Genomic DNA, 24,160 nt, shown 5'->3' with positions numbered 1-24,160 from the left:
GACGAGGTCACACACAACCATGGCTATCTTCCTCACCAAGGAATCCAAGGTCATCGTCCAGGGCATGACCGGCTCCGAGGGCCAGAAGCACACCAAGCGCATGCTGGCCTCCGGCACGAACATCGTCGGCGGCGTGAACCCGCGCAAGGCCGGACAGGTCGTCGACTTCGACGGCACCGAGGTACCGGTCTTCGGCTCCGTCAAGGAGGCCATCGAGAAGACCGGCGCCGACGTCACGGTCATCTTCGTCCCGGAGAAGTTCACCAAGGACGCGGTCGTCGAGGCCATCGACGCCGAGATCCCGCTCGCGGTCGTCATCACCGAGGGCATCGCGGTCCACGACACGGCCTCCTTCTGGGCGTACGCCGGGAAGAAGGGCAACAAGACCCGCATCATCGGCCCGAACTGCCCCGGCCTGATCACCCCGGGCCAGTCGAACGCCGGCATCATCCCGGCCGACATCACCAAGCCGGGCCGCATCGGGCTGGTCTCGAAGTCGGGCACGCTGACGTACCAGATGATGTACGAGCTGCGCGACATCGGCTTCTCGACCTGCGTCGGCATCGGCGGTGACCCGATCATCGGCACCACCCACATCGACGCCCTCAAGGCCTTCCAGGACGACCCCGACACCGACCTGATCGTCATGATCGGTGAGATCGGCGGCGACGCCGAGGAGCGGGCCGCGGCCTTCATCAAGGAGAACGTGTCCAAGCCGGTCGTCGGCTACGTCGCGGGCTTCACCGCGCCCGAGGGCAAGACCATGGGTCACGCGGGCGCCATCGTCTCCGGTTCGTCGGGCACCGCCCAGGCGAAGAAGGAGGCGCTGGAGGCCGCAGGCGTCAAGGTCGGCAAGACGCCGACGGAGACCGCCAAGCTGGCGCGCGAGATCCTGGCCGGCTGACTTCTCCTCTCCGGCTGAACCGCCGTTGGGCCCGTGCTCCCCTCAGGGAGTGCGGGCCCAACGGCTTTTCCGGGTGTGCGCACAAGCGTCAGCGGGCCTCCGGAACCACTCGTTCCGGGCCGTGAAGGGGTGAGGACTCCAGGAGCGCTCGCAGTTCCAGCTGCTCCTCGGAGAGCGGGCCCTGCGCCACCCGCGGCGGCAGGTCCCGGATCTCCGTCCCCCGGGGCACGGGTCGTTCGTAATGGTCCTGGGCCATGCGCAGGGTCTGCGTGGTCGCGCCGACGATCGCGGCAGTGAAGGCGAGGGCCCCGACGGTCCCCCACCGGGTGCGCCGCTCGGCCCGGGACCGGACCGAGGGCGGCCGGGCCGCGTGGAGGTGCTGAGCGGTGGCCAGCTCGTCCAGCCTGCGCCGCAGTACCTCCGGCGCCGCCTGGTCCGGTACCAGCGCGGCGAGCGTCTCCCGGGCGAAGAGCAGCCGGCCCGCCGCGGCCGGAGTGCTCGCCTGTGTCTCGGCGGCGGCCTCCGGCAGACCGAGGCCGACGCCGTCGTGGAGCAGCAGTGTGCGCCGCCGCGCCGGAGACAGCGTCAGCAGCGCGTGCAGCAGCGCGCGGTCGGACGGGTCGGCGGGAGGCGGCTCGGCCCGCCGGTGGCGCAGGCGGAAGCGGTGCCGGGGCGAGAGCGCCCAGTCGTGTGCCGCCGCCCGCACCCATCCCGCAGGATCGGGGTCCACGGCCACCTCGGGCCAGCGCTGCCACGCCTGCTGGAAGGCCCGCTCGACCGACTCGCGGGCCAGTTCTCGGCGGCCGGTGAGCAGATACGTCTGCCGTACGAGGGCGGGGGCGCAGGACCCGTACAACGCGTCGAAGGCCTGAGAGGGCGTCACGGCGGGCCGCGCCGGGCGCGGTTGCGGGGAGACAGGGCTCTGTGTCACAGGGCGACCCTCCGTGCAGAAAAGAACATAAACATATATTGGGCGACACATCGGAGCTTGCCCTGTTACGACGGGAAAGCGCGTGTCGTTGGGAGCATGGCGGGCGTGACCCGATGGACCGACCGCCGAACCCCGCCGTCGTCTCCGCCCGCCCGGTCGCGCGACCGATGGGCCGGGCTGGGCGGCAGCCTCCTGGACGGCGCCGTCGCCGCGGTGCTGGGGCTCGGCTCGCTCGCCGTGCTCGTGATCGTGCTGTGGATCAGTTCACCGTTCCCCGACACCGGTCCCGGGGGCGCGCTGCACCTCGCGGCCTCGGTGTGGCTGCTGGCCCACGGTGTCGAACTTGTGCGCACCGAGACGCTCTCCGGGGTGCCCGCGCCCGTCGGGGTGACGCCGCTGCTGCTGGCCGTGGTGCCGGTGTGGCTGCTGCACCGCGCGGGGCGCGACGCGGTGGGCGGAGAGGACGGAGAGGACGGAGAGGACGGCGGGGAAGGGGAGGGCGACGAGCCGCTCGTCGCCGCGGGCACGGCATGGTCCGGCGTGGCGGCGGGCTATCTCGGGGTCGGCGCGATGGCGGCGCTGTACGCCTCGGGCGGAACCCTGCGGCCGGCGTGGACCTGGACCGCGGTGAGCCTGCCCCTGGTCACCGTGGTGACATCGGGAGTGGGCGTATGGACGGCGCAGGCGGCGGTGCCGTGGCCCGTGCGCCGGGTGCTCGAGCGGCTGCCCTCGGCCGGGCGACGCCTGCCGACCGCCGGGACGGTGCGCCCCGGCGGGCGGACCGGCCCGTCGGTCCTGCGGGCCGCCCTGGCCGGGACGGCCACGCTCGTGGGTGCCGGCGCGCTGCTCGTGGGCGCCTCGCTGGTGTGGCACGGCGGTGCCACGCGGGCGTCGTTCCTCGAACTCACGGGAGGGTGGTCGGGGCGGTGCGCGGTGCTGCTGCTGGCGGCGGCGCTGCTGCCGAACGCGGCCGTGTGGGGCGCGGCCTACGGACTCGGGCCCGGGTTCCTGCTGGGTGCCGGGCACGTGATCGGACCGCTGTCGACGGCGCGGCCCCCGGCCCTCCTGCCGCCGTTTCCGCTGCTGGCGGCGGTGCCCACCACGGGGGCCGGGCCGCTGCTGTGGGCGATGGGCGCGGTGCCGGCCGCGGCGGGGGTGACGGTCGGGTGGTTCGTCGCGGGGGCGGCGTGCGGGGGCCGCGGGCGGCGACGGAGCCGGGACGGGGTGTGGTCGGCCGGCCGGACGACCGCGGCGATGACGATGGCCGGGCTGCTGTGCGGGGCGCTGTTCGGAGGGCTCGCACAGGCGGCGGGAGGGCCGCTCGGCGTGGCGGCGCTTGCGCACCTGGGGCCTGTGGGGTGGCAGGTGGGCGGTGCGGCGGCCGTCTGGACGGTGGGTGTGGGCATGCCGGTGGCTCTGTGCGTACGGGCCTGGTGGCTGCGCGGGACCGGGAAGGCGGAACGGCGCGGACGGCGGATGCGGCGGCCCCGGCCGGTACCGGAATCCTCCGTGGTGCCCGCGCCTTCGGCTCCGCCGCCGCTGGTACCGGCACCGGCGGGGGTCCGCAGGCCGGGCGACATCACCCTGTGGGAGGACCCCGATCTCAAGCCGTACGAGGTGCTGTCGGGGGAGGTGGACCCGTTCCTGTCGGACTTCGGCAGGAGCGAGCCCCCGCCGGGCCCCGCACCGAACCCCTAGCGACCCGGCCCGGTCTCCGGAGCGAACTGCGGGCGAGTTCTTTCCCGGTTTCCGGAGCGAACTGCGGGCGAGTTCTTTCCCGGTCTCCGGAGCGAACCGCCGGCGAGCTCTTTCCCGGTCCCCGAAGCGAACCGGTGGCGAGCTCTTTCCCGGTCCCCGAAGCGAACCCCTAGCGAGCCGGCCCGGTCCCCGGAACCAACCGCTGACCAGCCCTGCCCCCAGCCCCGGCCGACCCTGGCGATCCCGCCAGGCTCCGGGAACACCGGCGCCGCGACGGCCTCGACCGGGACGCCGTGACCAGACCGCTGACCGGCCGCCCGACGAGCCCGACGGAGCCCGGGACCGCCCGGCTCAGTCCTGTGTGCCCAGGACGCCCCGGAGGTTCTTCGGCAGCAGGTCGTTGCACGAGTGCTTCGCCGCCGCCGTCAGGGAGTCGTTCAGACACGTGTAGTAGTCGCGGTAGACCAGCTGGGACGTGAACATGGCCGCCACCATCGCGAGCGCCAGGGACGCCGTGACCAGACCGCTGACCGCCGCCGTCGTCTGCGGGCGGGGCGCGGGCGCCGGGCTGTTCGAGCGAGAGGCGGCGGGCTTGGCGCGCAGCGCGCTCACGCCCCAGTACAACGACAGCGCTCCCAGCAGCAGGGCCACGTACGGCCAGCTGAAGAGGGCGAAGAAGAAGGCCCACATACCGCCCAGCAGCGCATAGCGCGCGCGGCGCTGCGCGGGGTCCGTGGGGTCCCAGCGCAGACCGGTACCCGGGCCGCCGGGCCGCTCGGGGCCACCCTGCCCGCCGGAGCCGCCGGGACGCTCGCCGAAGCGGCCGCCCGATGCCGGGCCGGGCTGCCGGTCGCTCCACTGGCTGCCCCACGGAGCTCGTCCGCCCTCGTCGTCGGAGCCGTCCTGCCCCTGCCCACGGCCTGGCTCCGGGTGGCGCGGCCGCCAGGGCCGGTCCGGCGTCCCCTCCGGCGGCGGCGCGAACGGGTTGTCGTCCGCGGGTGCCCCCTGGCCCCGACCACCGCTCGCGGAGTCACCCCCGTCGCCGGAGGTCTCGCCGCTCTCCCGCGGCGGCACGGGCGAAGGGTGCCGCTCGCGCAGCAGCAGCGGAGGGAGTCGGAGACTGCGGTCCGGCATCAGGTGTGCGTCTTCCCCTTGGTGGTTCTGGCGGGCGGCTGATCGGCGGAGCGGGCCGCGAGGCGGGCGCGCCCGGGCGGGCGTACTCATACGGATCAACGTTCCGCGCAGGCGCGGCGTTCCCCCGCGTCGATCCGCTCCCCCGGGCGGTTCTCCGCAGACGCTACCTCCCGGACGCGCCCCCGTCCCGCGGGGGTCGTCCGGTGTGCCGGTATCGTTGCTGACGGTCGACCGCTTCGTAGACTTCCCCGTATCCGGGCGTGCGAAGCATTCGTACGACCATACAAATGCTCTCCCGAGCGCATGCTCTCCGAGCGACCGCACGAACGCTCTCCCGAGAAAGGGCCCCGTCGTGGCCGAGTCCGTGGCCGAGACCGCCTCCGAGTCCGCGGCCAAGCGCCTGGTCGTCCTGGTCTCCGGGTCCGGCACCAACCTGCAGGCGCTCCTCGACGCCATCGCCGAGACCGGTCCCGCCTACGGGGCCGAGGTCGTCGCCGTCGGTGCCGACCGCGACGGCATCGAGGGCCTCGCCCGCGCCGAGCGCGCCGGGCTGCCGACCTTCGTGTGCCGGGTCAAGGACTACGACAGCCGGGAGTCCTGGGACGCGGCCCTCACCGAGGCCGTCGCGGCGTACGAGCCCGATCTCGTCGTCTCCGCGGGCTTCATGAAGATCGTGGGGAAGGAGTTCCTCGCACGGTTCGGCGGGCGGTTCGTCAACACCCATCCCGCGCTCCTGCCCAGTTTTCCCGGAGCCCACGGCGTGCGTGACGCGCTCGCGTACGGCGCAAAGGTCACCGGTTGCACCGTCCACTTCGTCGACGACGGCGTCGACACCGGGCCGATCATCGCTCAGGGCGTGGTGGAGGTCCGGGACGAGGACGACGAGAGCGCTCTGCACGAACGCATCAAGGAAGTCGAGCGAAGGCTGCTCGTCGAGGTCGTGGGGCGGCTCGCCCGCAACGGCTATCGCATTGAGGGACGAAAGGTAGTTATCCAGTGACCGCCACCGCCGAGAGCACCAAGCGGCCCCTGCGCCGCGCGCTCGTCAGCGTCTACGACAAGACCGGGCTGGAAGAGCTGGCCCGCGGGCTGCACGAGGCCGGTGTCCAGCTGGTGTCCACCGGCTCCACGGCCTCCCGTATCGCCGCCGCCGGTGTCCCCGTCACCAAGGTCGAGGAGCTGACCGGCTTCCCCGAGTGCCTGGACGGCCGGGTCAAGACCCTGCACCCCAAGGTCCACGCCGGCATCCTCGCCGACCTGCGTCTGGACAGCCACCGTGAGCAGCTCGCCGAGCTGGGCGTGGAGCCGTTCGACCTGGTCGTCGTCAACCTCTACCCGTTCCGCGAGACCGTCGCCTCCGGTGCCTCGCAGGACGAGTGCGTGGAGCAGATCGACATCGGCGGCCCGTCGATGGTCCGCGCCGCCGCCAAGAACCACCCGTCGGTCGCCGTGGTCACCAGCCCGGAGCGGTACGCGGACGTCCTGGCCGCGGTCAAGGACGGCGGCTTCGACCTCGCCGCCCGCAAGCGGCTCGCCGCCGAGGCCTTCCGGCACACGGCGGCCTACGACGTGGCGGTGGCCTCCTGGTTCGCGTCGTCGTACGCGCCCGTCGACGAGTCCCGCTTCCCGGACTTCCTCGGCGCCACCTACGAGCGCGAGAACACCCTCCGCTACGGCGAGAACCCGCACCAGGACGCCGCCCTCTACACCGACGGCACGGGCGGCCTCGCCGAGGCCGAGCAGCTGCACGGCAAGGAGATGTCGTACAACAACTACACGGACACGGACGCCGCCCGCCGTGCCGCGTACGACCACGACGAGCCCTGCGTCGCCATCATCAAGCACGCCAACCCCTGCGGCATCGCGGTCGGCGCGGACGTCGCCGAGGCGCACCGCAAGGCGCACGCCTGCGACCCGCTGTCCGCGTTCGGCGGTGTCATCGCCGTCAACCGGCCGGTGAGCCGGGAGATGGCCGAGCAGGTCGCCGACATCTTCACCGAGGTCATCGTGGCGCCCGGCTACGAGGAGGGCGCGCTTGAGGCCCTCACCAAGAAGAAGAACATCCGGGTGCTCAAGGCCCCGAACGGCCCCTCCAACCGCGTGGAGGCCAAGCAGATCGACGGCGGTGTCCTCCTCCAGGTCACCGACCGTCTCCAGGCCGACGGCGACGACCCGGCCAACTGGACCCTGGCGTCGGGCGAGGCGCTCTCCGCCGAGGAGCTGAAGGAGCTGGCCTTCGCCTGGCGGGCCTGCCGCGCCGTCAAGTCCAACGCCATCCTGCTCGCCAAGGACGGCGCCTCGGTCGGCGTCGGCATGGGCCAGGTCAACCGCGTGGACTCCTGCAAGCTGGCCGTCGAGCGGGCGGGCGAGGAGCGGGCGCGCGGTTCCTACGCCGCCTCGGACGCCTTCTTCCCGTTCCCCGACGGGCCGGAGATCCTGATCGCCGCGGGCGTCAAGGCGATTGTCCAGCCGGGCGGTTCGATCCGTGACGAGCAGGTCGTGGAGGCCGCGAAGAAGGCGGGCGTGACCATGTACTTCACCGGCACGCGCCACTTCTTCCACTGAGCCGCGCCGGACATGCCGGCGGCCTCCGGCCTCCCCGTCGGGGAGACCGGAGGCCGCGGCGCGACCGCTCGGGTCGTCAGTACGCGGTCTGCTGCCTGGGCCGGTTGAACCAGGCGGAGCCGTTGGAGTTGCCGACGAAGACGGCGATGAGGATGGCGAGCACCGTGTGCAGCAGGCCCACGAGGATGAACGGGTAGATGCCGAGGATCGCGGTGATGATCGCGAACACCAGGATCGTGATCCGGGCGCCGTTGCCACCGGTGTTGAACTTCACGGCCAGCACGATCGCGAACACCGCCCAGGCGATGGCGAACACCGCGACCGCCCACAGCCAGCCGGTCGAGTAGTCCGCGAGCTGCTGGAAGCTCGAGTCGTCCTTGTACTGCGCGTTGTTCTTGGCGGCGTGGACGCCGGCCGCACCGACGGCGAAGATGCCCGCACCGATCAGCTGCAGGCCGACGATGACCCACAGCAGCACCCGGGCGGCACCGACCGTGCCGGGCATGGTCGTCAGGACCGGCTGCTGGCCGTAGCCCCCCGGCGCCGGCGGGGCCTGCGGGTAGCCGTAACCGGGCTGCTGGCCCTGCGGGTAGCCGTAGCCCGGCTGCTGGCCCTGGGGCGGGCCGTAGGGGTTGTTCGGTTCACCGAAACTCATGAGCGGTTCTTCCTCCGTCTGCTCAAGTGCGGGGACGAGCGCGGCATGGATCGGAGGAAAGTTCTGCAGTTACGGTCCGTCCCCCCGGATACTGCCCGCGGCACCGCCGTTCATCGTTCTAAAGCGCTCGCACCTTTGTCCAGCGACATTTCGTATGTGTTGTGCAAGCGCAACCTCTCGGGTCAAGGCGGAAACCGGCCGTGACGCCGACGGGTGCCCGGATTGGAACCGGGGGCGGGTCATCCGCGAGGATGGGAGCCATGACCGCCCAGATTCTCGATGGCAAGGCCACCGCAGCCGCGATCAAGTCCGATCTGACCGCCCGCGTGGCGGCGCTGAAGGAGAAGGGCATCACGCCCGGCCTCGGCACGATCCTGGTCGGGGACGACCCCGGCAGCCGGAAGTACGTCGCGGGCAAGCACCGCGACTGTGCGGAGGTAGGCATCGCGTCGATCCAGCGTGAACTGCCCGCGACGGCCACTCAGGAGGAGATCGAGGCGGTCGTCCGCGAACTGAACGAGGATCCGGACTGCACCGGTTACATCGTGCAGCTGCCGCTGCCCAAGGGCATCGACGAGAACCGGATCCTGGAGCTGATGGACCCGGAGAAGGACGCGGACGGCCTGCACCCGATGAACCTCGGCCGCCTCGTGCTGAACGAGCCGGCGCCGCTGCCCTGCACCCCCAACGGCGTGCTCACCCTGCTGCGCCGCTACGGCGTGGAGATCAAGGGCGCCGAGGTCGTGGTCGTCGGCCGGGGTGTGACCATCGGGCGCCCGATGCCGCTGCTGCTGACCCGGCGCAGCGAGAACGCCACGGTCACCCAGTGCCACACCGGCACCCGCGACCTCTCGGCGCATCTGCGGCGGGCCGACATCATCGTCGCCGCGGCGGGCTCCGCGCACCTCATCCGGCCCGAGGACGTCAAGCCCGGCGCCGCCGTCCTCGACGTCGGCGTCTCCCGCAGCGCCGAGGGCAAGATCGTGGGCGACGTCCACCCGGACGTCGCCGAGGTGGCCGGCTGGATCTCCCCGAACCCGGGCGGCGTGGGTCCGATGACCCGTGCCCAGCTGCTCGTCAACGTGGTCGAGGCGGCGGAGCGCAGTGTCGGCTGACGGCAGGCCCGAGGAAACCCGGGAGAAGGTCACCGCACAGCGGCGGGAGGCGGACACCGAGCCCGTCGTCCCGGGCGCGGTCAGTGCTGCGGACGCAGCCGGGCGGCCCGAGCGGACGACCCGGAGGTTCCCGAGGATCACCCGGGACACCGCGCGGCCCGAGGGCGGCGGCCGGGCCGCGCCCGGTGACGCGCCCGCGCCCGCCCGGCAGTGGCCGATCCTCGCCGTGCTGGCCGTCGTCGGGCTCGGGCTGCTGCTGACCGCGCTGGACGCGTTCCGCCTGGGCACGATCCTGATCGGCGTCGCCCTGCTCGGCGGTGCCGTGATGCGCTGGACGCTGCCCGACGTGGGCATGCTCGCGGTGCGGTCCCGCTTCACCGACATGGTGACCTACGGCGTCCTGGGCCTCGCCATCGTCCTGCTCGCACTGATGGCCCAGCCCCACCCGTGGCTGGAGATACCGTTCCTGGACGACACACTGCACTTCACGGTCCGCGCCTGAGGCCACGGCCTTCCCGGCGCACACCACGGCGGGCCGCCCCTTCTCCCGGAGGGGCGGCCCGCCGTCGTATGCGCCGAGGACGCGCCGGGCGGTCGGCCGTGGGCGGTTGTCCGTACGGCGGCTGCGGGTTGTGCGGCAGCCGCGGGCGGCGTCGCAGTGGCTCACCGCGACCGGCCCGGATTCCCGATGGGCGCCGACGGGACGGAACGGGACGGCCTTCGACACGGTGCGGGCCGGAATCGGCACGGTTCCGGCCGGAAGTGGAACGAAGAACAAGGACCGGAAGACAAGGGGCGCTCGGCCTCTCCCCCGTGGGAGGCCGGGCGCCCGGGGCGGTCGAGCCGCCCGGGAAACACCCTTGTGTACGTGGGTGAGCTGTTCAACACCTGGCGGGCGGCTGTGGCACGGAAGTGACCATTCCGCTACCGTCTCCGCGACTCGCCCCGGAACCGACCTCGCCCCTGGCACCGTCAATCGAACGGACGGACGCCTTCGGGCCGGGTAACGCGGAGGAGTGAGCGATGGGCGCCTGGCAGCCGCTGCCGGACGATCTGCCGCCGGAGGTACGGCACTTCGTGGAGCAGTTACGGCTCCTGAAGGACCGCACCGGACTCAGCCTCGTCGCCCTCGGCGCACGCACCGCGTACAGCAAGTCGTCCTGGCAGCGCTACCTCAACGCCACCCAGCCGCCGCCCCGCCAGGCGGTCGCCGCGCTGTGCCGGGTCGCCGGGATCCCGGCCGAGGAGGCCGAACGCTTCGGTGTGCGCTGGGAGCTGGCGGTGCAGGCCTGGCCCCGCCAGCCGGCCCCGGCGCCCGCACCGGCGGGCGGCGGCCCCCTGCCCGTACCGGCGGACGGTCCCGTGCCGCCGCCGAGCGGTTCCACGCCCGGACCGGCGGACGGCCCGTCTCTCCCCCCGGCCGACGCTCCCGTACCCGGGGAGTACGAGGACGATCCGACGGTTCCGTGGTGGGACCGGCCCGAGGAGGTGCCCCCGCAGCGGCCCGCCGGGCGCCGCCTCCTGATCGCCGCGCTCCTCGCCCTGCTGACGCTGCTCGTCGTCGCCCTGGTCGGTGCCGTGACGCTCGGTTGACCTGAGTCCGGTGTGGCTCCTGAGGTCGCCGCCGTGTCTCTGTTGTGTCGATGCGTCGACAAGTTCGCGGATGTGCCCCGAATGCTCACCGAGCCCGGCTACCGTTCCCCTCGGGACCGGGGGAATGAGGGGGAAGCGATGCCTCGCTGGAAGTCCTTGCCCGAGGAACTCGATCCGCAGGTGCGGGAGTTCACGGAACAGCTGCGGCGGCTCGTGGAGCACAGCGGTCTGAGCGTCTCCGCCGTGGCGGACCGCACGGGCTACGGCAAGACGTCCTGGGAGCGCTATCTGGGCGGTCGGCTGCTCGCGCCGAAGGGGGCCGTCGTCGCCCTGGCCGAGGTGACCGGCGCCCATCCCGTCCATCTGACCACCCTGTGGGAGCTGGCCGAGCGTGCCTGGAGCCGCTCGGAGATGCGCCATGACGCGACCGTGGACGCCCTGCGGATCTCCCAGGCCCGCGCCGCGCCGGCGGAGCCGGAGACGGCGGCCGCCGAGCCCGGGGCGCACACCGGGAAGGCGGCCCGCAGTGCCGCGGCGGCGCTCGGGATCACGAGCCCGGCCGCGGCGCCGGGAACCTTCGGACCGGCGCCGGATATGCCGGGAACGTACGGACCGGCGGCACCGGGCGGCCCGCCCGGCGGGACCCGGCCGGACACCGGGGACCGGCCGTACAAGCGACGGCTGGTGATGTTCCTCGCGGGCATGGCCGGGGCGCTCGCGGTGATCGCCGCGGTCTTCCTTCTGACCGGCGGCAACGGAAACAGGCCCACGGCATCGCCCGAACGGGCCGCGACATCGGCGAGCGCGCTCCCCGAACTGCCGTCGGGCGTCAAGTGCGGCGGGGCGAGCTGCACCGGCAGGGATCCGGAGAAGATGGGCTGCGGCGGCACGCTGGCCAGGAGCACCAGCAGCGTCACCGTCGGCACGACCCTCGTCGAGGTCAGGTACAGCAGGACATGCGGGGCCGCATGGGCCCGTATCACCCGGGCGGCGCGCGGCGACAGGATCGAGGTGTCCGCAGGGGGGCCGGCCAGGCAGACCGGGTCGGTCACCGAAGCCACGGACACGGACGCCTACACCCCGATGCTGGCCGTCAAGGACCCGGCTGCCGCGAAGGCGTGCGTGACGCTGGCGTCGGGGCGCAAGGGGTGCACGAAGTAGCGCGTGGAAAAACATCGCCCCGACCACGCATGAGCCCGCCGTCATGGGGCAGGCGCACGGTACCCCCACGGGAGTCCGGCAGTGCCGGGAGGCCGACGGACCTTCCGGCCGGACACCCCCCAGGCGGCGGCCGCCGCTCAGTCCCCCTCTGCGGAGCGGACGGCCGCCGCCTCAGCCGGTTGTGGGACGGGCCACACGGGCCCGGCAGACCCGGATCACGGATGCGCGATAGCCTGACGGCTGGATCTCTCTTGACGCCAAGAGATCGATCATTCGTACCCTTGATCGATCATCGCGGTGGGCGTCGGCCACGAGCCGGCGGCAGGGATCCCGCAACCCCGGGGCGACGACGCCCCACCGCCAGCTGTCATACGGAGAACGCCATGACCCGCACTCCCGTGAACGTCACCGTCACCGGCGCGGCCGGCCAGATCGGCTACGCACTGCTCTTCCGCATCGCCTCCGGCCAGCTGCTCGGCGCGGACGTGCCGGTCAAGCTGCGCCTCCTGGAGATCACCCCGGCGCTCAAGGCCGCCGAGGGCACGGCCATGGAGCTCGACGACTGCGCGTTCCCGCTCCTGCAGGGCATCGACATCAGCGACGACCCGAACGTCGCCTTCGACGGCGCCAACGTCGCCCTCCTCGTGGGCGCCCGCCCGCGCACGAAGGGCATGGAGCGCGGCGACCTCCTCGAGGCCAACGGCGGCATCTTCAAGCCCCAGGGCAAGGCCATCAACGACCACGCCGCGGACGACATCAAGGTCCTCGTCGTCGGCAACCCGGCCAACACCAACGCCCTGATCGCCCAGGCCGCCGCCCCGGACGTGCCGGCCGAGCGCTTCACCGCGATGACCCGCCTCGACCACAACCGTGCGCTGACCCAGCTCGCGAAGAAGACCGGCACCTCGGTCGCCGACATCAAGCGCCTGACGATCTGGGGCAACCACTCCGCCACCCAGTACCCGGACATCTTCCACGCCACCGTCGCCGGCAAGAACGCCGCCGAGGTCGTGAACGACGAGAAGTGGCTGGCCGAGGACTTCATCCCGACCGTCGCCAAGCGCGGCGCCGCGATCATCGAGGCCCGCGGGGCGTCCTCCGCGGCCTCCGCCGCCAACGCCGCCATCGACCACATCCACACCTGGGTCAACGGCACGGCCGAGGGCGACTGGACCTCCATGGGCATCCCGTCGGACGGCTCCTACGGCGTCCCGGAGGGCCTGATCTCCTCCTTCCCGGTCACCACCGAGAACGGCAAGTACGAGATCGTCCAGGGCCTGGACATCAACGAGTTCTCCCGCGCCCGCATCGACGCGTCGGTGAAGGAGCTGGAGGAGGAGCGCGACGCGGTCCGCTCGCTCGGCCTCATCTGAGAACGTCTTCGGCGGTAGCGCCGCAAGCCCAAAGCGGGTCCCGCTCCGGTTTCCTCCGGAACGGGACCCGCGGGTGTCTCCGCTCCGCGGCCGTGTGGGCGCGGCCGTGGACGCGGTGCCGCTCTGGGCGGCCCGAGGGCGTCAGGGTGCGTGCGCGGCCGCCCGTGACCGTCCGGGTCTCCGGGCCGGCGCCGTACCCCGCCACCACCAGCGCCGTCGCCGCCAGCACCACCAGGGCGACCGTGCGCAGCGCCGGGCCCATGCCGTGCGGGAGGTCGGAGTGGGCGGCCAGGACGGTGCCGGTGACCGCGACGCCGAGCGCGGCGCCCGTCTCGCGGGCCGTGGTGCCGAGCCCCGAACCGAGTCCCGCCTGGTGCGCCGGGAGCGAGCTGACGACGCCGAAGGTCAGGGCGGGCATGGACAGCCCGGTGCCGGCGGAGACGACCAGATCGCCTCCTGGGGGCTGCCGCTCGCCGCGGAGCTGGGCCTTGTCACCTTCGCTGTGCCGCTGCCGCTTCCGCCGCTGCACATGGGGCTCGCCTGGCATCCGCGCCACGACGCCGATCCGGCGCACGCATGGCTGCGCGGCTGTGTCCGCGACCTCGCGCGGGACTGGCAGGTGGGCGCCGGAGCCGGCCCGGCGCCCACCGGAAGACCCTGACTCAGGCCGGCCGCAGCAGGTCCTGCAGCCTCGAGACGTCCATTGACGCGCTCGCGGGCGGGATCCTGGGCGAGACCGGCACGTTGTAGTCCGTGAAGGTGAGGGTCAGGTTCGTGCCCGGGCCCTTCTGGGCCGCGCGGTACAGGCGGTGCGGTGTGCCCGTCGTGACGTACAGCGTCGAGGTCAGGCCGTTCATCTCGAAGGACAGCGGGACCACCCGCCTGCCGCCCACCATCGTCGCGAGGCCCTCCTTCAGGGAGGCGGGCGGAGTCGCCGTCGCGGCCGACTGGAGGTCCTTGAGGTTGCAGACGTTGACGATGCCGCTGAAGAGCTTGTCGGACGCGGAGCCGTGGATGTAGTGGTTTCTGAACGTCTCGGCCGCCGCGGCGCCCCGTCCGCCCGGGAGCTCCGCCGTCCAGAACGTCGTGTCCGGCTTCAGCCACACATCGGTGCCGCGCTTGATGATCTGGACCGTGCCGCCGCGCGTGCCGAGGGTCAGGGTGCCCGCGCAGTCGCCCCGCCTGTCGAGTGCGAGGTTCATCTCCGTGGGCAGGGTGAGGCTGTTCATCGCGGTCGAGCTGCGGTCCTCGTAGCGGATGCGGACCGAGGTCGCCTTCCGCAGAGCGCCCTGCGCCTGTGCCGCCAGTTGCTGCGGGCTCTGGTCGCCGCCCATGTCGGCCGACGACACGCCGCCCAGTACGGGGGAGACCAGCAGACCCATCGTCGCGGCCGTCACCGTCGCGCACGTCGCGATCGTGAAGCCATGCGTCCGGAACATCGCGTCACCTCCACCAGTAGCTCAGGCTCAGCGTACTTTTCACCCTTTTCGACCGCATTTTCAGTGACGCGGAGCACTTTCGGTCACACGGACGCATGCATCCCCGGTGGAAGGGCAGGCGCTCGCAGCCCAAGGGGGGTGACACGCGTGTGGCACGGGGCGACCGAAGAGGAACGGAAGGCAATACCGATCATGGCGAGACAGCGCATACGGCAGGCAGCGCGGACCATCCATGTGGCAGGGGAGTGGCGCGCGGCGCTCTCCGGCGTCACGCGCGAGATCCTGGACCCCGCGGATGCCGAGCCGCTCGCCCTGGTCGCGGAGGGTGACGACAGGGACGCGGACGCGGCCGTCGCGGCCGCCCGCCGCGCCTTCGACGAGGGACCCTGGCCGCGTACGTCCGCGGCCGAACGTGCCGCGCTGCTGCGCCGTGTCGCTGATCTCCTGGTGCGCGACCGCGAGGAGCTGGGCCTCCTGGAGAGCCGCGACGCGGGCAAGACGCTGGAGGAGGGCCGCGTCGACATCGACTGCGTCGCCGACGCCTTCCGCTACTTCGCGGACCTCGTCGCCGCCGAGAGCGCCGGCCGGGTCGTCGACGCCGGCTCGCCCGACATCCACAGTGTCGTGGTCCACGAGCCCGTCGGGGTGTGCGCCCTGATCACGCCCTGGAACTATCCGCTGCTCCAGGCCAGCTGGAAGATCGCCCCCGCGCTCGCGGCCGGCAACACCTTCGTGATCAAGCCGAGCGAGATCACCCCGATGACCACCATCGCCTTGATCGAGCTGCTCGTCGAGGCCGGACTGCCCGCCGGGGTGGCCAACATCGTCACCGGCCCCGGCCACTCGGTCGGCGCCCGGCTCGCCGAGCACCCCGGTGTCGACCTGGTCTCCTTCACCGGCGGACTCGTCAGCGGCACGAAGGTCGCGCAGGCCGCGGCCGTCGGCGTGAAGAAGGTCGCCCTCGAACTCGGCGGCAAGAACCCCAATGTCGTCTTCGCGGACGCCTGCGCCACCGACGACGGTTTCGACACCGCCGTCGACCAGGCCCTCAACGCGGCCTTCATCCACAGTGGTCAGGTGTGCTCGGCCGGCTCCCGCCTCATCGTCGAGGAGTCCGTCCGCGAACGCTTCGTCGCCGAACTCGCCCACCGCGCGGGCCGGATACGCCTCGGCCGCGGCACCGAGAAGGGTGTCGAGTGCGGACCGCTGGTCTCCGCCCAGCAACGCGCCAAGACCGAGGCGTACGTCGCCTCCGCGCTCGCCGAGGGCGCCGTGCTGCGCTGCGGCGGCAAGCGCCCGGCGCCGGACGAGACCCGGCCGGCCACCGGCTATTTCTACGAGCCGACCGTGCTCGACCACTGCCACCGGGAGATGAAGGTCGTACGGGAGGAGGTCTTCGGGCCCGTCCTGACCGTGGAGACCTTCCGCACCGAGGACGAGGCGGTGGCGCTCGCCAACGACACCGAGTACGGCCTCGCCGGCGCCGTGTGGACCACCGACCCGGGCCGGGCCCGCCGCGTCGCCGGCCGGCTGCGCCACGGCACCGTATGGATCAACGACTTCCACCCCTACCTCCCGCAGGCGGAGTGGGGCGGCTTCGGCAAGAGCGGCGTCGGCCGCGAACTCGGCCCCGCGGGTCTCGCCGAGTACCGCGAGGCCAAGCACGTCTACCAGAACCTCGCCCCGAAGCCGGTCCGCTGGTTCGCGGGCTGACATCCACCGACCCCCGCCCCCCACCTCCCCGCCTTTCGCTCACCCCACCCATGGAGCAACTCCCCATGCACCACAACCCGCACGAGTACGACTACGTCGTCATCGGCGGCGGCACCGCGGGATCCGTCATCGCCTCCCGACTCACCGAGAACCCGGACGTCACCGTCGCCGTGATCGAGGGCGGCCCGAGCGACGTCGGCCGCGACGACGTCCTCACCCTGCGCCGCTGGATGGGCCTGCTCGGCGGTGAGCTGGACTACGACTACCCGACCACCGAGCAGCCACGCGGCAACTCCCACATCCGGCACAGCCGCGCCCGAGTGCTCGGCGGCTGCTCCTCCCACAACACGCTGATCGCGTTCAAGCCGCTGCCGTCCGACTGGGACGAGTGGGAGGCCGCCGGCGCCGAGGGCTGGGGCGCCGTCCCGATGGAGGCGTACTACGCCCGGCTCCTCAACAACATCGTCCCCGTCGACGAGAAGGACCGGAACCCCATAGCCCGCGACTTCGTGGACGCGGCCCAGGAGGCGCTCGGCGTACCGCGCGTGGAGGGCTTCAACACAAAGCCGTTCACCGAGGGCGTCGGCTTCTTCGACCTCGCCTACCACCCCGAGAACAACAAGCGCTCCAGCGCGTCGGTGGCGTATCTGCACCCGGTGATGGACGAGCGCCCCAACCTGACGATCCTCCTGGAGACCTGGGCGTACCGGCTCGAGATGGACGGCACCCACGCCGACGGCGTGCATGTGCGCACCAAGGACGGCGAGGAGATGCTCGTACGTGCCCGGCGCGAGGTCGTGCTGTGCGCCGGCGCCGTCGACTCCCCGCGGCTGCTGCTGCACTCGGGCATCGGCCCCAAGGCGGACCTGGAGAGGCTCGGCATACCGGTCGCGCACGATCTGCCGGGCGTCGGCGAGAACCTGCTCGACCACCCGGAGTCGGTGATCGTGTGGGAGACGCACGGCCCGATCCCGGAGAACTCCGCGATGGACAGCGACGCCGGTCTGTTCGTGCGCCGCGATGCGGAACAGCCGGGCCCGGACCTGATGTTCCACTTCTACCAGATCCCGTTCACGGACAACCCGGAGCGACTGGGCTACGAGCGGCCGGAGTTCGGCGTCTCGATGACCCCGAACATCCCCAAGCCGAAGAGCCGGGGCCGCCTCTACCTCACGAGCGCCGACCCGAGCGACAAGCCCGCGCTCGACTTCCGCTACTTCACCGACGAGGACGACTACGACGGCCGCACCCTCGTCGACGGCATCCGCATCGCCCGCGAGATCGCGAAGACCCAGCCGCTGGCCGGCTGGCTGAAGCGGGAGGTGTGCCCCGGTCCGGACCTCACCGGCGACGAGGAACTGAGCGCGTACGCGCGCAAGGTCGCCCACACCGTGTACCACCCGGCCGGCACCTGCCGTATGGGTGCCGAGACCGACGAACTCGCCGTGGTCGACCCTCAGTTGAAGATCCGCGGCCTGGACGGTATCCGCATCGCCGACGCGTCCGTCTTCCCCACCATGCCCGCCGTGAACCCGATGATCGGCGTGCTCATGGTCGGGGAGAAGGCCGCCGATCTGCTCGGAGGTAAGGCCTGATGGCTCTCGCAGTTCCCACTCGCAAAGCGCCCACCGGCACGCCCGACGACGCCCCCGTCTTCTCGGTCGACGGCTTGTGGAAGGTCTTCGGCCCGAAGGCCGCCCGCATCCCGGAGGATCCCGAACTCGCCGCGCTGCCGGCCGCCGAGCTGCGCGAACGCACCGGCTGCACGGCCGCCGTCCGCGACGTGGGCTTCGACGTCCGCAAGGGCGAGGTCTTCGTCGTCATGGGCCTGTCCGGCTCCGGCAAGTCCACTCTCGTGCGCTGTCTGACCCGGCTGATCGAGCCGACCACGGGCAGTATCGCCATCGACGGCGAGGACGTCCGCGCCATGGACAGGGCGCGGCTGCGCGAACTGCGGCGCCACCGCGCCGCGATGGTCTTCCAGCACTTCGGCCTGCTGCCGCACCGCACGGTCCTCGACAACATCGCGTACGGCCTGGAGATCCAGGGCGTCGGCCGGGCCGAACGCCGCGAGCGCGCCGCCGACTTCGTCGCCAAGGTCGGCCTGGAGGGCTTGGAGCAGCGGCGCCCCAGCCAGCTGTCCGGCGGCCAGCGGCAGCGGGTCGGGCTCGCCCGCGCGCTCGCCGTCGACCCCGAGGTGCTCCTGTTCGACGAGCCGTTCAGCGCGCTCGACCCGCTGATCCGGCGCGACATGCAGGAGGAGGTCGTCCGGTTGCACCGTGAGGAGGGCCGCACGATGGTCTTCATCACGCACGACCTGAGCGAGGCCCTCAAGCTGGGCGACCGCATCGCCCTGATGCGCGACGGCCGCATCGTGCAGCTGGGCACCCCCGAGGAGATCGTGGGCTCTCCGGCCGACGACTACGTCCGCGCGTTCGTCCGGGACGTGCCGCGCGAGCAGGTCATGACCGTCCGCTCGGCCATGCGCGCCGCGTCCGCGCAGGAGACGGAGGACGGCCCGGCGGTGTCGCCGGACGCGACGGTCTCGGAGGCGATCGAGGCGGTCGCCCGCACCGGTTCCCCGGCCCGCGTCATGGACCATGGCCGCTGCCTCGGCGTCGTCGACCACGAGCGCCTGCTCGGCGTGGTGGCCGGGACGGAGCCGGGTGCCATCGCCGGGGCCGAGCAGGGTGCCGTGGCGGGGTCCGAGCAGTATGCCGTGGCCGGGACGGAGCAGGGTGCCGTGGACGGCGCGGGTAGGAACGCCGCGGCCGCAACCGGGCAGGACATCGCGGCCGGGACGGAGCCAGGCGCCGTGACCGGAACGGAGCAGGCCAAGGGGGTGGTGTGATGGCCACGCTGACCGCCACCGCACCCAAGGCCAAGCTCCCCGGCCTCCTCAGACACCGTGCCGTGGGCAAGCTGCTGCTGCTGGCGGCCGTCGCGGCGGTGCTCGTGCCGCTGGCCCACGGCCGCTGGGCGAGCGGCGCCTGGCCGCACGCGCTCACCGTCGACCTCTCCAAGCCGCTGGCCTCGGCCAGCAACTGGGTCATCGACAACCGCGACAGCCACCCCCTCTTCCTGTACTTCTTCGGCTACGTCAGCAACGCCGTCGTCCTGTCCGTACGCGCCGTCTACCTCGTGCTGCTCGCCGCGGGCTGGGCGGGCGTCACGGCCGCCGCCGCGCTGCTGGCCTGGCGTGCCGCGGGCGCCCGCCTGGCCCTGGGCACGGCGGCCGCGTTCCTCGCCTGCGGTCTGCTCGGCATGTGGGTCCCCACCATGCAGACCCTGGCGCTCATGGTGGTCGCGGTGCTCGTCTCGGTGCTGCTCGGCGCGCTGCTGGGCCTCGCCGCGGGCCTGTCCGACCGTACGTTCCGCGCCCTGCGCCCCGTCCTCGACACCATGCAGGTGCTGCCCGCGTTCGCGTACCTCCTGCCCGTCGTCCTGGTCTTCGGCATCGGCGTCCCCGCGGCCGTCCTCGCGACCGTCGTGTACGCGGCCCCGCCCATGGCCCGGCTCACCGCGCTGGGCCTGCGCGGCGCCGACAAGGAGGTCCTCGAAGCGGTCGAGTCGCTCGGCACCACCGCCCGCCAGCGGCTGGTCACCGCCCGGCTGCCACTGGCCCGCAGGGAAATGCTCCTCGGCCTCAACCAGACGATCATGATGGCGCTGTCCATGGCGGTCATCGCCTCGGTGATCGGCGCCGGCGGTCTCGGTGACCGGGTCTACCAGGCCCTCGCCTCCGTCGACGTGGGCGCCGCTCTCGCCGCCGGCATCCCGATCGTGCTGCTCGCGGTCGTCCTCGACCGGGTCACCGGCGCGGCGGGAGCCGAGGGCGAGCGGCCCGGCGGCCGCGCCGGATGGGCGTACGCCGCCGTGGCGACCGTCGCCGTCGCGCTGGCCGCGCGGCTCGCCGGCCGCCTGGAATGGCCCGGCGCCTGGACCGTGCCGATCGCCGAGCCGGTGAACCGTGCCGTCGACTGGATGACCGCCCATCTGTACTCGGGCGTCCCCTACGTGGGCGGCACCGCCGACTGGGCGGCCCACTTCACCACCTGGATCCTGGACCCGGTGCGTGCCGGTCTCCAGTGGCTGCCCTGGTGGTCGGTGCTGCTCGTCGTCGCCGCGCTGGCCTGGCTGATCGGAACCTGGCGCACCGCGCTCACCGCCGTCCTCGCGATGGCCGCCACCGGTGTGCTCGGGGTGTGGAAGCCGTCCCTGGACACGCTGTCCCAGGTGCTGGCGGCCGTCGCCGTCACCCTCGTCCTCGGGTTCGCCACCGGGATCGCGGCGGCCCGCAGCGACCGGTTCGAACGGCTGCTGCGCCCGGTCCTGGACGTCTTCCAGACGATGCCACAGTTCGTGTACCTGATCCCGGTCGTCGCGCTGTTCGGCGTCGGCCGCGCACCCGCCGTCGCGGCGGCGGTCGTCTACGCGCTCCCGGCCGTCGTCCGGATCACCGCCCAGGGTCTGCGCCAGGTCGACCCGGCCGCCCTGGAGTCGGCGCGCTCGCTCGGCGCGACGAGCGCCCAGCAACTGCGCCAGGTGCAACTCCCGCTGGCCCGCCCGGCGCTGCTGCTCGCGGTCAACCAGGGCGTGGTCCTGGTCCTCGCCGTGGTCATCATCGGCGGCCTGGTCGGCGGCGGCGCGCTCGGCTACGACGTCGTCTTCGGCCTCGCGCAGGGCGACCTGGCGACCGGTCTGGTGGCCGGCGCGGCGATCGTCTGCCTCGGTCTGATGCTCGACCGGGTGACCCAGCCGACCGAGCGGCGCGCGAAGAAGGGAGCGTGACATGGCTCGTACGCGCAGAAAGATGGTGACCGCCGCACTCGCCGTGCTGGCGCTGACGACCGGCTGCGGTGCCGCCGACATGACCAGGCAGGCCTCGCCGTTCGCGGGTGCCCAGGGCGCGAGGACGGTGACCCTGTCGGTGCAGTCCTGGGTGGGCGCGCAGGCCAACGTGGCCGTGGCCCAGTACCTCCTGGAGCACAAGCTCGGCTACCGGGTCGACACCGTCCAGGTCGACGAGGTCCCCGCCTGGGACGCGCTCAGCCAGGGCCGGGTCGACGCGATCCTGGAGGACTGGGGCCACCCCGACCAGGAGAAGCGGTACGTCGAAGACAAGAAGACCATCGCCCGTGGCGGCGGCCTCGGGGTGACCGGTCACATCGGCTGGTTCGTCCCGACGTACCTCGTCAAGCAGCACCCGGACATCACGGACTGGCGGAACCTCGACAAGTACGCGCCTTTGTTCCGCACCGCGGAGAGCGGCGGCAAGGGGCAGCTGATGGACGGCTCGCCGTCCTACGTCACCAACGACAAGGCGCTGGTGGACAACCTGAAGCTGGACTACCAGGTGGTGTTCGCCGGTTCGGAGGCCGCGCAGATCACGCAGATCAGGCAGTTCGCCAAGGAGCACAAGCCCTACCTGACGTACTGGTACACCCCGCAGTGGCTGTTCAAGAAGGTCCCGATGACCGAGGTGAAGCTGCCGCCGTACAAGGAGGGCTGTGACGCGGACGCGGCGAAGGTGGCCTGTGCGTACCCGCACACGCCGCTGCAGAAGTACCTGAACGCCGGCTTCGCGAGGAACGGTGGCAAGGCGGCGGCCTTCCTGAAGAGGTTCCGCTGGACCACCGAGGACCAGAACGAGGTCTCGTTGATGATCGCCGACCGGAAGATGACCCCGGACCAGGCCGCGAAGAAGTGGGTGGACAGCCACCCCTCGACGTGGCGGGCCTGGCTGTCCTGATCAGCCCTGCCGCACGCCGAGGGATCCCGGGATGCCGGCCCGCGGCAGCGGCAGCGGTTCGCCGGGGGCGCCGATCGGATGGGCACGGTCGGCGCCCCCGGCGACGTACGGCGGTTACGAGTACTGCCCCGGCCGGTAGTGGCCCGGCACGGCACGGGCCGTCACGCCGAACCGGTTCCAGGCGTTGATGACCGCGATCGCGGCGATCAGCTGGGACAGCTCCGCCTCGTCGAAGTGCTTGGCGGCTCGCTCGTACACCTCGTCCGGCACGAATCCCTCCGTGAGGACCGTGACCGCCTCGGTCAGTTCCAGCGCCGCGGCCTCCTTCTCCGTGTAGAAGTGCCGCGACTCCTCCCAGGCGCCGAGCTGGACGATCCGCTCGACGCTCTCGCCGGCGGCGAGCGCGTCCTTGGTGTGCATGTCGAGCCAGAAGGCGCAGTGGTTGAGATGCGAGGCACGGATCTTCACCAGCTCGCGCAGCTTCGGGTCGAGGCCGCGCCCGGCGGCCGAGTCGAGCCGGACCATCGCCCGGTAGACCTCCGGGGCGTGCTCGGCCCAGTTCAGACGGGGTATGTGCTCGGGCGCGTACCCCGCGGTCGTGGGGGTGCCGCCCGTGGTGTCGCTGTTCGTGGGCGTGTGGTCGTTGCTCGTCATACTCTCGACCCTGGGAGCGAGGCAGCCCAGGAGTATGGTCCATTTCCGTGGAGAAACTATGGGCCACTCTGGGGACCGACCTCTATCTGAAGCCGACCGGTCCGGGTCTGCGCCGGGGCCTGACCGACGCCCTGCGCGAGGCGGTGCGTACCGGGCGGCTGGCCCCCGGCACCCGGTTGCCCTCCTCCCGCTCGCTCGCGGCCGACCTGGGCGTCGCGCGCAACACGGTCGCCGACGCCTACGCCGACCTCGTCGCCGAGGGCTGGCTCACCGCACGCCAGGGCTCGGGCACCCGGGTCACGGAGCGCGCGACGCCCCGGCCGTCCGGCCGGCCGGCCGCCCAGCCGCGGGAGCCGGGCAGCCTCCCGTACGACCTGGTCCCGGGAAGACCGGACCTCTCCTTCTTCCCGCGCACCGAATGGCTCAGAGCCGCCCGCCGCGCCCTGGCCTCCGCGCCCCACGAGGCCCTCGGCTACGGCGATCCGCGCGGCCGGGCGGAGCTGCGCACCGCGCTCGCCGGCTATCTCTCCCGGGTCCGGGGCGTCCGCGCCGACCCCGAGCGGATCGTCGTCTGCTCCGGGTTCGCACAGGGGCTGAAGCTGCTCGGCGAGGTGCTGCGCGACCGTGCCGCCGGCTCGCCCGCCTCACCGGCTTCGCTGGCCGTGGAGTCGTACGGCCTGGAGGTGCACTGGACCATCGTGGAGCGGGCGGGTCTGCGGACGGTCCCGCTCCCGTTCGACGACCTCGGGACCGGGACGGAGGCGCTGACCGGTGAGGCGGCGGTGCTGCTGAGCCCGGCGCACCAGTTCCCGATGGGCGGGGCGCTGCGGCCCGAACGGCGGGCCGCCGTGGTGGACTGGGCCCGCCGCACGGGCGGCCTGGTGCTGGAGGACGACTACGACGGCGAGTTCCGCTACGACCGTCAGCCGGTGGGCGCGCTCCAGGACCTCGACCCGGACCACGTGGTGTACCTGGGCACCGCCAGCAAGTCGCTGGCCCCCGGGCTGCGCCTGGGGTGGATGGTGCTGCCCCCGTCCCTGGTCCCGGAGGTGGTGGCCGTACGGGAGACCGGCGGCTGGTCCGGGGGTGTCCTCGACCAGCTGACCCTGGCGGAGTTCATCGTCTCGGGTGCCTACGACCGCCATGTCCGCGCCGCACGGCTGCGCTACCGGCGCCGCCGTGACGCCCTGGTCCAGGCGGTCGCGTCCCGCGCCCCCGAGGTGAGGGTCAGGGGCATCGCGGCCGGCCTGCACGCCGTACTGGAGCTGCCGCCGGGCTCCGAGGCGTCGGTGGTACGGGCGGCCGCCTGGCAGGGGCTGGCCGTCCACGGACTGTCCCGCCACCACCACCCGCACGCCGCCATCGAGCCCCTGGACGCCCTGGTCGTGGGCTACGGCACCCCACCGGACCACGCATGGGCGGGCGCGCTGGAGGCTCTGTGCCGGGCCCTGCCGTGACGGTTCGCCGCCGCCC

21 protein-coding genes and 1 pseudogene are annotated in these 24,160 nt (G+C 72.6%); 16 read left to right on the top strand and 6 right to left on the bottom strand.

Features of this window, described 5'->3' with window-relative positions; translation table 11 throughout:
• The first annotated feature begins 19 nt into the window (after positions 1-19).
• The gene (sucD, locus tag LZ604_RS06660; protein WP_234513340.1) at positions 20-904 is read left to right on the top strand and encodes a succinate--CoA ligase subunit alpha; all 885 of its coding nucleotides are present in this window, start codon (positions 20-22) and stop codon (positions 902-904) included.
• A gap of 88 nt (positions 905-992) precedes the next feature.
• Here the strand turns inward: sucD and LZ604_RS06655 are convergent, their stop codons facing one another.
• Positions 993-1,835, bottom strand: coding sequence for an RNA polymerase sigma factor (locus LZ604_RS06655; RefSeq protein WP_308283568.1), 843 nt, complete (start codon positions 1,833-1,835; stop codon positions 993-995).
• A 96-nt stretch (positions 1,836-1,931) separates the two neighbouring features.
• On the opposite strand from LZ604_RS06655, the gene LZ604_RS06650 reads away from it, so the two are divergent.
• Positions 1,932-3,533: a cell division protein PerM gene (locus LZ604_RS06650; protein WP_234513338.1), complete on the top strand. Its 1,602-nt coding sequence runs from the start codon at positions 1,932-1,934 to the stop codon at positions 3,531-3,533.
• Between the two features lie 351 nt (positions 3,534-3,884).
• Here LZ604_RS06650 and LZ604_RS06645 read toward each other — a convergent pair whose 3' ends face one another.
• Positions 3,885-4,667 carry a hypothetical protein gene (locus LZ604_RS06645; protein ID WP_234513337.1) on the bottom strand — a complete coding sequence of 261 codons (783 nt, stop codon included), beginning with the start codon at positions 4,665-4,667 and terminating at the stop codon, positions 3,885-3,887.
• Positions 4,668-5,019: 352 nt separating this feature from the next.
• On the opposite strand from LZ604_RS06645, the gene purN reads away from it, so the two are divergent.
• Positions 5,020-5,667: a phosphoribosylglycinamide formyltransferase gene (gene purN, locus LZ604_RS06640; RefSeq protein WP_234513336.1), complete on the top strand. Its 648-nt coding sequence runs from the start codon at positions 5,020-5,022 to the stop codon at positions 5,665-5,667.
• Positions 5,664-7,232 carry a bifunctional phosphoribosylaminoimidazolecarboxamide formyltransferase/IMP cyclohydrolase gene (gene purH / locus LZ604_RS06635; RefSeq protein ID WP_234513335.1) on the top strand — a complete coding sequence of 523 codons (1,569 nt, stop codon included), beginning with the start codon at positions 5,664-5,666 and terminating at the stop codon, positions 7,230-7,232. The genes purN and purH overlap by 4 nt, the downstream gene beginning before the upstream one ends.
• A 76-nt stretch (positions 7,233-7,308) precedes the next feature.
• Here the strand turns inward: purH and LZ604_RS06630 are convergent, their stop codons facing one another.
• Complete coding sequence (locus tag LZ604_RS06630; protein ID WP_234513334.1) at positions 7,309-7,887, bottom strand: hypothetical protein; 579 nt, start codon at positions 7,885-7,887, stop codon at positions 7,309-7,311.
• A 260-nt stretch (positions 7,888-8,147) separates the two neighbouring features.
• Here LZ604_RS06630 and LZ604_RS06625 point away from each other — a divergent pair, with 260 nt between their 5' ends.
• The 5 genes from LZ604_RS06625 to LZ604_RS06605 all read left to right on the top strand — a co-directional run bounded on the left by LZ604_RS06625 (position 8,148) and on the right by LZ604_RS06605 (position 13,129).
• On the top strand, positions 8,148-9,002 hold the full coding sequence (locus tag LZ604_RS06625) for a bifunctional methylenetetrahydrofolate dehydrogenase/methenyltetrahydrofolate cyclohydrolase (RefSeq protein ID WP_234513332.1): 855 nt from the start codon (positions 8,148-8,150) through the stop codon (positions 9,000-9,002).
• Positions 8,992-9,504: a DUF3017 domain-containing protein gene (locus tag LZ604_RS06620; protein WP_234513330.1), complete on the top strand. Its 513-nt coding sequence runs from the start codon at positions 8,992-8,994 to the stop codon at positions 9,502-9,504. Before LZ604_RS06625 ends, LZ604_RS06620 begins: the two co-directional genes overlap by 11 nt.
• Before the next feature lie 521 nt (positions 9,505-10,025).
• On the top strand, positions 10,026-10,595 hold the full coding sequence (locus tag LZ604_RS06615) for a helix-turn-helix domain-containing protein (RefSeq protein WP_234513328.1): 570 nt from the start codon (positions 10,026-10,028) through the stop codon (positions 10,593-10,595).
• 138 nt (positions 10,596-10,733) lie between these two features.
• The gene (locus tag LZ604_RS06610; protein ID WP_234513327.1) at positions 10,734-11,756 is read left to right on the top strand and encodes a helix-turn-helix domain-containing protein; all 1,023 of its coding nucleotides are present in this window, start codon (positions 10,734-10,736) and stop codon (positions 11,754-11,756) included.
• 383 nt (positions 11,757-12,139) lie between these two features.
• Complete coding sequence (locus LZ604_RS06605; RefSeq protein WP_234513326.1) at positions 12,140-13,129, top strand: malate dehydrogenase; 990 nt, start codon at positions 12,140-12,142, stop codon at positions 13,127-13,129.
• On the opposite strand, the gene LZ604_RS36190 is transcribed toward LZ604_RS06605, so the two are convergent.
• Positions 13,122-13,676 (bottom strand): MFS transporter, encoded by a 555-nt coding sequence (locus LZ604_RS36190; RefSeq protein WP_372482103.1) that lies wholly within the window; start codon positions 13,674-13,676, stop codon positions 13,122-13,124. The genes LZ604_RS06605 and LZ604_RS36190 overlap by 8 nt on opposite strands.
• Here LZ604_RS36190 and LZ604_RS06595 point away from each other — a divergent pair.
• Positions 13,584-13,790: pseudogene (locus LZ604_RS06595) on the top strand (LysR family transcriptional regulator); the annotation flags it as partial. The gene LZ604_RS36190 and the pseudogene LZ604_RS06595 sit on opposite strands and share 93 nt — an antisense overlap.
• Position 13,791: 1 nt before the next feature.
• Here the strand turns inward: LZ604_RS06595 and LZ604_RS06590 are convergent.
• Positions 13,792-14,568: a hypothetical protein gene (locus tag LZ604_RS06590; RefSeq protein WP_234513325.1), complete on the bottom strand. Its 777-nt coding sequence runs from the start codon at positions 14,566-14,568 to the stop codon at positions 13,792-13,794.
• Positions 14,569-14,760: 192 nt separating this feature from the next.
• On the opposite strand from LZ604_RS06590, the gene LZ604_RS06585 reads away from it, so the two are divergent.
• The 5 genes from LZ604_RS06585 (at position 14,761) to LZ604_RS06565 (ending at position 22,033) form a co-directional block, all read left to right on the top strand.
• Positions 14,761-16,281 (top strand): aldehyde dehydrogenase family protein, encoded by a 1,521-nt coding sequence (locus LZ604_RS06585; RefSeq protein WP_234513324.1) that lies wholly within the window; start codon positions 14,761-14,763, stop codon positions 16,279-16,281.
• Positions 16,282-16,346: 65 nt separating this feature from the next.
• On the top strand, positions 16,347-17,876 hold the full coding sequence (locus LZ604_RS06580) for a GMC family oxidoreductase (RefSeq protein ID WP_234513323.1): 1,530 nt from the start codon (positions 16,347-16,349) through the stop codon (positions 17,874-17,876).
• Entirely contained in the window at positions 17,876-19,132 is a 1,257-nt protein-coding gene (locus LZ604_RS06575; RefSeq protein WP_234513322.1) for a quaternary amine ABC transporter ATP-binding protein, read from the top strand. The genes LZ604_RS06580 and LZ604_RS06575 overlap by 1 nt, the downstream gene beginning before the upstream one ends.
• On the top strand, positions 19,132-21,072 hold the full coding sequence (locus tag LZ604_RS06570; RefSeq protein WP_234513321.1) for an ABC transporter permease: 1,941 nt from the start codon (positions 19,132-19,134) through the stop codon (positions 21,070-21,072). The genes LZ604_RS06575 and LZ604_RS06570 overlap by 1 nt, the downstream gene beginning before the upstream one ends.
• 1 nt (position 21,073) lies before the next feature.
• A complete protein-coding gene (locus LZ604_RS06565) occupies positions 21,074-22,033 on the top strand; it encodes an ABC transporter substrate-binding protein (RefSeq protein ID WP_234513320.1) in 960 nt (319 codons plus the stop codon).
• Between the two features lie 114 nt (positions 22,034-22,147).
• Here LZ604_RS06565 and LZ604_RS06560 read toward each other — a convergent pair whose 3' ends face one another.
• On the bottom strand, positions 22,148-22,687 hold the full coding sequence (locus tag LZ604_RS06560) for a carboxymuconolactone decarboxylase family protein (RefSeq protein ID WP_234513317.1): 540 nt from the start codon (positions 22,685-22,687) through the stop codon (positions 22,148-22,150).
• Positions 22,688-22,734: 47 nt separating this feature from the next.
• Here LZ604_RS06560 and pdxR point away from each other — a divergent pair, with 47 nt between their 5' ends.
• Positions 22,735-24,144 (top strand): MocR-like pyridoxine biosynthesis transcription factor PdxR, encoded by a 1,410-nt coding sequence (gene pdxR / locus LZ604_RS06555; protein WP_234513313.1) that lies wholly within the window; start codon positions 22,735-22,737, stop codon positions 24,142-24,144.
• Positions 24,145-24,160 lie beyond the last annotated feature (16 nt).

The organism is Streptomyces glomeratus, from assembly GCF_021462825.1.
Lineage (GTDB): Bacteria > Actinomycetota > Actinomycetes > Streptomycetales > Streptomycetaceae > Streptomyces > Streptomyces glomeratus.
The sequence above is the reverse complement of the archived record's forward strand: the minus strand, read 5'-3'. Positions and strand labels throughout refer to the sequence as shown.

Coding starts and splice junctions, on each gene's coding strand:
- sucD (WP_234513340.1), top strand. CDS start 20: ATGGCTATCTTCCTCACCAAGGAATCCAAGGTCATCGTCCAGGGCATG.
- LZ604_RS06650 (WP_234513338.1), top strand. CDS start 1,932: ATGGCGGGCGTGACCCGATGGACCGACCGCCGAACCCCGCCGTCGTCT.
- LZ604_RS06645 (WP_234513337.1), bottom strand. CDS start 4,667: ATGCCGGACCGCAGTCTCCGACTCCCTCCGCTGCTGCTGCGCGAGCGG.
- LZ604_RS06630 (WP_234513334.1), bottom strand. CDS start 7,887: ATGAGTTTCGGTGAACCGAACAACCCCTACGGCCCGCCCCAGGGCCAG.
- LZ604_RS06625 (WP_234513332.1), top strand. CDS start 8,148: ATGACCGCCCAGATTCTCGATGGCAAGGCCACCGCAGCCGCGATCAAG.
- LZ604_RS06615 (WP_234513328.1), top strand. CDS start 10,026: ATGGGCGCCTGGCAGCCGCTGCCGGACGATCTGCCGCCGGAGGTACGG.
- LZ604_RS06610 (WP_234513327.1), top strand. CDS start 10,734: ATGCCTCGCTGGAAGTCCTTGCCCGAGGAACTCGATCCGCAGGTGCGG.
- LZ604_RS06605 (WP_234513326.1), top strand. CDS start 12,140: ATGACCCGCACTCCCGTGAACGTCACCGTCACCGGCGCGGCCGGCCAG.
- LZ604_RS36190 (WP_372482103.1), bottom strand. CDS start 13,676: ATGCCAGGCGAGCCCCATGTGCAGCGGCGGAAGCGGCAGCGGCACAGC.
- LZ604_RS06590 (WP_234513325.1), bottom strand. CDS start 14,568: ATGTTCCGGACGCATGGCTTCACGATCGCGACGTGCGCGACGGTGACG.
- LZ604_RS06585 (WP_234513324.1), top strand. CDS start 14,761: ATGGCGAGACAGCGCATACGGCAGGCAGCGCGGACCATCCATGTGGCA.
- LZ604_RS06580 (WP_234513323.1), top strand. CDS start 16,347: ATGCACCACAACCCGCACGAGTACGACTACGTCGTCATCGGCGGCGGC.
- LZ604_RS06575 (WP_234513322.1), top strand. CDS start 17,876: ATGGCTCTCGCAGTTCCCACTCGCAAAGCGCCCACCGGCACGCCCGAC.
- LZ604_RS06570 (WP_234513321.1), top strand. CDS start 19,132: ATGGCCACGCTGACCGCCACCGCACCCAAGGCCAAGCTCCCCGGCCTC.
- LZ604_RS06565 (WP_234513320.1), top strand. CDS start 21,074: ATGGCTCGTACGCGCAGAAAGATGGTGACCGCCGCACTCGCCGTGCTG.
- LZ604_RS06560 (WP_234513317.1), bottom strand. CDS start 22,687: ATGACGAGCAACGACCACACGCCCACGAACAGCGACACCACGGGCGGC.